This is a genomic window from Kitasatospora sp. NPDC054768 (genome assembly GCF_053612025.1).
Genome location: NZ_JBSHBN010000007.1, coordinates 103,152 through 110,755, shown reverse-complemented (window position 1 = coordinate 110,755; position 7,604 = coordinate 103,152). Strand labels below are relative to the sequence as shown.

The window sequence follows — 7,604 nt, the reverse complement described above, 5'->3', positions numbered from 1 at the left end:
CAGGACGTCCTGCGGGGGCCGCGGCCGTGGGAGCCCGGGCCGCTCAGGCCCGGACGGTCGCGCTCCAGGCGGCCTCGGCGGCGGCCAGGGCGGGCGCCGGGTCGGCGCCCGTCGCCCCGGCCAGGGCCGACACGCACGCGCGGACGGTGTCCAGCGCGGCCGCCCGCCCGTAGTGGTTGACCCGCAGCATCGAGCCGGCCAGGGCGCCGCCGCCCGGCTGGACGGGCAGGGCCGGGTCGAGGCGGGCGGCGAGGGCGGTCGCGTCGACGCCGTCCGGGGTGCGCAGGGTGGTGGCGACCGGGGCCGCGTGGGCGTCCTCGACGACGTACGGGGCCAGGGTGCCGAGCGCGCGGACGCCGGCCCGGGTGGCGGCCGAGGCGGCGCGGTGGCGGGCGATCACGGCCGGCAGGCCGTCGGCGGCGATCCGGTCCAGGCAGGCGCCGAGCGCGAGCATCTCCAGCTGGGCCGGGGCGTGCGGCAGCACCGCGCGGCCGGCGTCGGTCCAGCGCTCCTTCCAGTCGAGCAGCGAGAGGTAGGAGCGGCGCGGGGCGGCCGGGTTGGCGGCGATCCGCTCCCAGGCGCGCGCGGAGACGGAGACGGCGGAGACGCCGGCCGGGCCGCCCATCGCCTTCTGGCCGCCGATGACGCACAGGTCGACGCCCCACTCGTCGGTGAGCAGCGGCTCGGCGGCGACGGAGGCGACCGCGTCGAGCATCAGCAGCGCGCCGTGCTCGCGGACCACGGCACCGATCCCGGCGACCGGGTTGGTGTTGCCGGTGGCGGCCTCGGCGTGCACCAGGGAGACGAAGTCGATCTCCGGGTCGGCGTCGAGGGCCTCGGCCACCTGCTCGGCGCTCACCGCGCTGTCGAAGGGCACGGCCAGGTCGACGACCTTCGCCCCGCAGGAGCGCAGCCAGTTGCCGAAGGTCTGCCCGTACGGGCCGGTGACGATGTTGAGGGCGGTCGAGCCGGGGTGCGCGGCGCCGCGGATCGCGGCCTCCAGGGGGAGGAGCGCCTCGCCCTGGGTGACGATCACATCGGCCTCGGTGTGCAGCAGCGCGGCCACCCGGTCCTCGATCGCCGCGAACTCGGCGGCGCTGAGCGGGGGCAGGTCGAGGAAGGGGCTCACGTCTTGATCGCCTTTCGCGGGGGTGGGGTGCGGAAACGAGTCTGCCGCATCATGACTGCTTACACGGAACCCGCCCGTCGGTAGAGTGCGGCCATGAGCGATGGCGCGGTGCTGCACGTGCGGGGTCGGGTGCTGGTCGGTCCGCAGGACGTCCGGGACGAACTCTGGGTGGTGGACGGCCGGGTGAGCTTCACCCGCCCGCCGACCGCCGGGGACGTGCGGACGGTGAACGGCTGGGTGCTGCCCGGCCTGGTGGACGCGCACTGCCACGTCGGCCTGGACGCGCACGGCGCGGTGGACGCCGCGACCAGCGAGAAGCAGGCGCTCACCGACCGGGACGCCGGCACCCTGCTGATCCGCGACGCCGGCTCGGCCGCCGACACCCGGTGGATCGACGAGCGCGAGGACCTGCCCCGGATCATCCGGGCCGGGCGGCACATCGCCCGCACCCGCCGCTACATCCGCAACTACGCGCACGAGATCGAACCCGGCGACCTGGCCGCCTACGTGCGGGCCGAGGCCCGGCGCGGGGACGGCTGGGTGAAGCTGGTCGGCGACTGGATCGACCGCGAGCGCGGTGACCTCGCCGCCTGCTGGCCCGGCGACGCGCTGGCCGAGGCGATCGCGGCGGCGCACGAGGAGGGTGCCCGGGTCACCGCGCACTGCTTCTCCGCCGAGTCGCTGCCGGACCTGCTGGCGGCCGGGATCGACTGCGTCGAGCACGCCACCGGGCTGACCGAGGAACTGATCCCGGCCTTCGCCGAGCGCGGGGTGGCGATCGTGCCGACGCTGGTCAACATCGCCACCTTCCCGGACCTCGCGGCCGGCGGCGAGGCCAAGTTCCCGGCCTGGTCGGCGCACATGCGGCGGCTGCACGAGCGCCGGTACGACACCGTGGGCGCCGCGCACGACGCCGGCATCCCGGTGTTCGTCGGGACGGACGCGGGCGGCTCGCTGGCGCACGGGCTGGTCGCGGACGAGGTGGCGGAGCTGGTGAAGGCGGGGCTGAGCCCGGCGCAGGCGCTGTCGGCGGCGAGCTGGGGAGCGCGCGAGTGGCTGGGACGGCCGGGGCTGGAGGAGGGCGCGCCGGCGGACTTCGTGGTGTACGCGCAGGATCCGCGGGCGGACGTCCGGGTGCTCGCGGACCCGCGGCTGGTGGTGCTGCGGGGGCGGCCGGTCGGGTAGCCGCGGACCCGGTCGACCTGCCTCGATCCCATGATCATCCGCTGAAAGCGCTGTCGGTGTAGGCCGATAGGGTGGCGACCATGGCACCGCGTCCACTGAACGAGATCGTCGAGCCCGGCTGGGCCACCGCCCTGGAGCCCGTCGCCGGACGGGTCGCCGCGATGGGCGACTTCCTGCGCGCCGAACTGGCCGCAGGCCGAACCTACCTGCCCTCCGGCCCGAACGTGCTGCGGGCCTTCCAACAGCCCTTCGCCGACGTACGGGTGCTGATCGTCGGGCAGGACCCGTACCCGACGCCCGGCCACGCCGTCGGGCTCAGTTTCTCGGTGGCGCCGGAGGTGCGGCCGATCCCGGCGAGCCTGATCAATATCTACCGGGAGTACGGCACCGACCTGGGCCTGCCGCAGCCGTCCAACGGGGACCTCACCCCGTGGACGCAGCAGGGCGTGCTGCTGCTCAACCGCGTGCTCACCGTGCAGCCGCGCAAGAGCGGCCAGCACCGCGGCAAGGGCTGGGAGGCGGTCACCGAGCAGGCGATCCGGGCGCTGGTGGCGCGCGGCGGCCCGCTGGTGGCGATCCTGTGGGGGAGCGACGCCCGCAACCTGCGCCCGCTGCTGGGCAACGTCCCGTCGGTGGAGTCGGTCCACCCCAGCCCGATGTCGGCCGACCGCGGCTTCTTCGGTTCGCGGCCGTTCAGCCGGGCGAACGAGCTGCTGGTGCGGCAGGGGGCGCAGCCGGTGGACTGGCGGCTGCCGTAGTCGCCGGTGCGGCGCGGCCGCGGTAGGCCGGTACGGCGCGGCTGCCGTAGCAGAACTGGGTCAGCGCAGAACGCCAATCTCACTCCAACGAGTGAAATGACTTTCTGTGTTACTCATGTGACGGATTGTTCGAGAAGACTGGCGGCTCATCGTTTCATCTGTGTGGGGGTATCGCCATGTCTTCTCGCCGAATCGTTTCCGCCGCCGCGGCCACCGCCGTGGTGGCGAGCACCCTGCTCACCGCCGCGCCCGTCCACGCGGCCGAGCCCGCCCCGTCACCCGGCAAGGCGCGCGCCGTCACCGCCGAACTCGACCTGGACGTCAGCCTGTTGAACAAGGCGGTGGACGTCCCGGTGAACATCGCGCTGAACAAGGTGGAGTCGCCGGCGCAGCGCGACGGATCGATCCTGACGGCCACGGTGGCCGGGGTCGACCAGACCGGCCCGGTCGAGCTCGTCAAGGCCGACATCGGCAAGTCGGTGACCAGGGTCGACGCCAAGGGCGCCACCGCCTCCGTCAAGCTGGTCAACGCCGACGTGCACGCCCCCGGCCTGCCCACCACCGCGCTGCTCGGCCTGGAGGCGATGAGCGCCGAGGCGACCTGTCCGGTCGACGGGCAGCCGACCGCCGACGTGGTCGCGCCGGTCAAGCTCAGCGTGCTCGGCAAGCCGGTCACCGTCGGCGTGTACGGCCCGACCAAGGTGGACGTGCCGCTGGTCGGCAGCGTCTCGGTGGAGTTCTCCAAGAAGACCGTCACCACGACCACCGCCGCCGCCTCCGCCCTGGAGGTGCAGGTGGAGGTGAACCCGCTCAACCTGAACGTCGCCAAGGTCACCGGGAAGGTCACCGTCGCCTCGGTGAGCTGCGAGAAGCCCTCCGCGCCGTCGACCGCCCCGACTGCCCCGACCACCACGGGTACCGCGGGCACCGCGCCCGCCGGTGCGCCCGCCGCTCAGCCGGTCGCCGACACCACCACCTCGCGGGCCGCCGGTCCGCAGGCCGCGGTGGAGAAGTCGGAGAAGGGGGAGAAGCTGGCCGCCACCGGCGGCAGCAGTGCCACCGGCCCGCTCGCCGCGGGGGCCGCCGCCCTGGTCGCGGGCGGGGCGGCCGCGCTGTGGGCCACCCGGCGCCGTCGCGCCGCGCACGCCCGTCGTCACTGACCATGCCCGTGCCGTCACCGACGGCACCCGGAACGGCGGGAGTGCCACCCCCGGCACTCCCGCACCGTGACCGTGCCAATGCGGACGGTTGGTTCACATGCGCGTTACACGAGAGGAACAACCGGGAAACGGCGGCTTGCAACGCTACGCGGGCACCCACCACCCAGCAATGCGAGGGACACGACGTGGCAATCAAGGCCGAGTACATCTGGATCGACGGCACCAAGCCGACCGCGAAGCTCCGTTCCAAGACTCGCGTCCTGCCCAACGCCGACAAGATCCCCACCTGGGGCTTCGACGGTTCCTCGACCAGCCAGGCCGAGGGCCACGCCTCGGACCGCGTGCTGGACCCGGTGCGTGTGGTGCCGGACCCGATCCGCGGCGGCGACAACATCCTGGTCCTCTGCGAGGTCCTGGAGACGGACGGCACCCCGCACGTCTCCAACACCCGCGCCCTGCTGCGTGAGGTCGCCGAGAAGTACACCGCGCAGGAGTCGATCTTCGGCATCGAGCAGGAGTACACCTTCTTCAAGGGCTCCCGCCCGCTGGGCTTCCCGGAGGGCGGCTTCCCGGCCCCGCAGGGCGGCTACTACTGCGGTGTCGGCGCCGAGGAGGTCTTCGGCCGCGAGATCGTCGAGCTGCACCTGGACCGCTGCATCGACGCCGGCCTGGCCATCTGCGGCATCAACGCCGAGGTCATGCCCGGCCAGTGGGAGTTCCAGATCGGCCCGGTCGACGCGCTGACCGTCTCCGACGACATGTGGATCGCCCGCTACCTGCTGTACCGCACCGCCGAGGAGTTCGGCATCGACGCCACCCTGGACGCCAAGCCGGCCAGGGGCGACTGGAACGGCGCGGGCGCCCACACCAACTTCTCCACCAAGGCGATGCGCGAGGGCTACGACGCCATCATCACCGCCTGCGAGTCGCTCGGCGCCTCCCAGGAGAAGGTGCTGGAGCACGTCAGCCAGTACGGCGACGACATCCAGTCCCGCCTCACCGGCAAGCACGAGACCGCCCCGTGGAACGCCTACAGCTACGGCGTCTCCGACCGCGGCGCCTCCGTGCGCATCCCGTGGCAGGTCGAGGTGGACAAGAAGGGCTACATCGAGGACCGCCGCCCGAACGCCAACGTCGACCCCTACGTCGTCACCCGCCTCCTGATCAACACCTGCTGCGCCGCCCTGGAGAAGGCCGGCCAGGTCTGATCCACCGCCGTACCCGGCACCCGCACCACGTCACGCCCGCAGGCCCCCTCCCGGTGCAGGAGGGGGCCTGCGGGCATTGCGGCGTCGGGGTGTCGAGGTGTCCGGGGGCGGGGCCGGGAGCCCGGGGGCTTGATCGGGGTGGGGGAGGCGCGGAGAATCGGGGCATGACTGCTCCGGGCCGCCCCCTTCTCGTGCGCAGGCTGCACGTGGACCTGGGGCGGGTGTGGGCGGACGGGTGTCGCCGCGAGTGGGTTCCGACAACCGACCGCAGGCAGCACCGGCCCCAGGAGTGTGTCCGTCCATGGCTCTCACCTTCCACTGGTTCCTCCCCACCAACGGCGACAGTCGGCTGATCGTCGGCGGCGGGCACGGCTCCACGCCCGGCGCCGCCGGGTCGGACCGGCCGCCGGGCATCGGCTACCTCGGCCAGATCGCCCGCAGCGCCGAGCAGTTGGGCTTCGAGGGCGTGCTCACGCCGACCGGGGCCTGGTGCGAGGACGCCTGGCTGACCACCGCGATGCTGAGCCAGGTGACCGAGCGGCTGAAGTACCTGGTGGCGTTCCGGCCCGGGCAGATCAGCCCGACGCTGGCCGCGCAGATGGCCGCGACCTACCAACGGCACTCCGGCGGGCGGCTGTTGCTCAACGTGGTGACCGGCGGGGAGTCCGCCGAGCAGCGCGCCTTCGGGGACTTCCTGGACAAGGACGCCCGGTACGCGCGGACCGGGGAGTTCCTGGACATCACCCGACGGCTCTGGGCGGGGGAGACGGTCGACCACCACGGGCCGCACCTGCGGGTCGAGGGCGCACGGCTGAACCGGCTGCCGGACCCGGTGCCGGCGGTGTACTTCGGCGGTTCCTCCCCGGCCGCCGGCGACGTCGCGGCCCGGTACGCGGACGTCTACCTGACCTGGGGCGAGCCGCCCGCCCAGGTCCGGGAGAAGATCCGCTGGATCCGTGAACTGGCCGCCGCCCGGGGCCGGACCGTCCGGTTCGGCATCCGCCTGCACGTGATCACCCGGGACACCGCCGCACAGGCCTGGGCGGAGACCGAACGGCTGCTCGCCGCGATGGACCCGGCCCGGGTGCGGCAGACCCAACGGGCGCTCGCCGAGAGCGAGTCGGAGGGGCAGCGCCGGATGCTCGCGCTGCACGGCGGCTCCGCGCAGCGGCTGGAGGTGTACCCCGGCCTGTGGGCCGGCGTCGGCCTGCTGCGCGGCGGCGCCGGGACGGCACTGGTGGGCAGCCACCGGGAGGTCGCGGACCTGATCTGCGAGTACCACGCGCTGGGCATCGACGAGTTCGTGCTGAGCGGAATGCCGCACCTGGAGGAGGCGTACTGGTTCGGGGAGGGCGTGCTCCCGCTGCTCGCCGCCCGCAACCTGTGGGACCGCCCGTGACGCCTGGGGCCGGGGCGGGCCGGGCGGCGCGGCCGGGACGCCCCGGGGCTCCGCCCGACCGATCGCGGCCGGCAAATCGCTGGTCAAGCGCCCTCACCGGACCGAGAATTCATGGCATGACCCAGCAGCCCCTGCTCCTGCTCGACGTGGACGGACCGCTCAATCCCTACGCCGCGCCGAAGCGGAGGCCCGAGGGCTACGCCACCCACCGGCTGCGCCCCTCCTGGTGGGTGGCGAAGCAGGAGCACCTGGCGGCGGTCCGGGCCCGGCAGGCGACCCGCGCCAAGCACGCCAGGCCGCCCGCCGTCCGGGTCAAGCCGCTGCGGGTCTGGCTCAACCCCTCCCACGGCGAGGCGCTGCTGGCGCTGCCGTACGAACTGGTGTGGGCCACCGGCTGGATGGGCGAGGCGAACACCCACATAGGCCCGCACATCGGCCTGCCCGAACTGCCGTACATCCGCTGGTCCGACCTGTTCGGTGTGGATGCGGACGGGCTGCACTGGAAGACCAGGGACGTGGTCGCCTGGGCCGCCGGACGCCCGTTCGTCTGGGTGGACGACGAACTCGGCCCGCAGGACGAGGAGTGGATCGCCGCCCACCATCCCGGGCGGGCGCTGGCCCTGCACGTCAACCCCCGGATCGGTCTGCTGGCCGAGGACTTCGCCACGCTACGGGATTGGGCGGAGGGGTGTGCCGTTCCGGGGGCGTGAACGCAGAAGGGTGGGGCGCGCGGAGTGCGAACGGTCGGGCGGAATGCGCCGTGCG

The 7,604-nt window shown here is 73.8% G+C and carries 7 protein-coding genes; 6 read left to right on the top strand and 1 reads right to left on the bottom strand.

What is annotated here, in order from left to right:
• Positions 1-43: 43 nt before the first annotated feature.
• Entirely contained in the window at positions 44-1,129 is a 1,086-nt protein-coding gene (locus ACWGKU_RS03730) for a pyridoxal-phosphate-dependent aminotransferase family protein (RefSeq protein ID WP_401052129.1), read from the bottom strand.
• Between the two features lie 93 nt (positions 1,130-1,222).
• Here ACWGKU_RS03730 and ACWGKU_RS03725 point away from each other — a divergent pair, with 93 nt between their 5' ends.
• The 6 genes from ACWGKU_RS03725 (at position 1,223) to ACWGKU_RS03700 (ending at position 7,549) form a co-directional block, all read left to right on the top strand.
• Complete coding sequence (locus ACWGKU_RS03725) at positions 1,223-2,314, top strand: amidohydrolase family protein (RefSeq protein ID WP_380553153.1); 1,092 nt, start codon at positions 1,223-1,225, stop codon at positions 2,312-2,314.
• Between the two features lie 80 nt (positions 2,315-2,394).
• Positions 2,395-3,072 carry a uracil-DNA glycosylase gene (locus ACWGKU_RS03720; RefSeq protein WP_359903447.1) on the top strand — a complete coding sequence of 226 codons (678 nt, stop codon included), beginning with the start codon at positions 2,395-2,397 and terminating at the stop codon, positions 3,070-3,072.
• 176 nt (positions 3,073-3,248) lie between these two features.
• The gene (locus tag ACWGKU_RS03715) at positions 3,249-4,232 is read left to right on the top strand and encodes an SCO1860 family LAETG-anchored protein (RefSeq protein WP_452179870.1); all 984 of its coding nucleotides are present in this window, start codon (positions 3,249-3,251) and stop codon (positions 4,230-4,232) included.
• Positions 4,233-4,417: 185 nt separating this feature from the next.
• The gene (glnII, locus tag ACWGKU_RS03710) at positions 4,418-5,440 is read left to right on the top strand and encodes a glutamine synthetase (protein WP_401052120.1); all 1,023 of its coding nucleotides are present in this window, start codon (positions 4,418-4,420) and stop codon (positions 5,438-5,440) included.
• Between the two features lie 301 nt (positions 5,441-5,741).
• Entirely contained in the window at positions 5,742-6,839 is a 1,098-nt protein-coding gene (locus ACWGKU_RS03705; protein ID WP_452179869.1) for an LLM class flavin-dependent oxidoreductase, read from the top strand.
• Positions 6,840-6,955: 116 nt separating this feature from the next.
• The gene (locus tag ACWGKU_RS03700; protein WP_452179868.1) at positions 6,956-7,549 is read left to right on the top strand and encodes a hypothetical protein; all 594 of its coding nucleotides are present in this window, start codon (positions 6,956-6,958) and stop codon (positions 7,547-7,549) included.
• Positions 7,550-7,604: the final 55 nt, after the last annotated feature.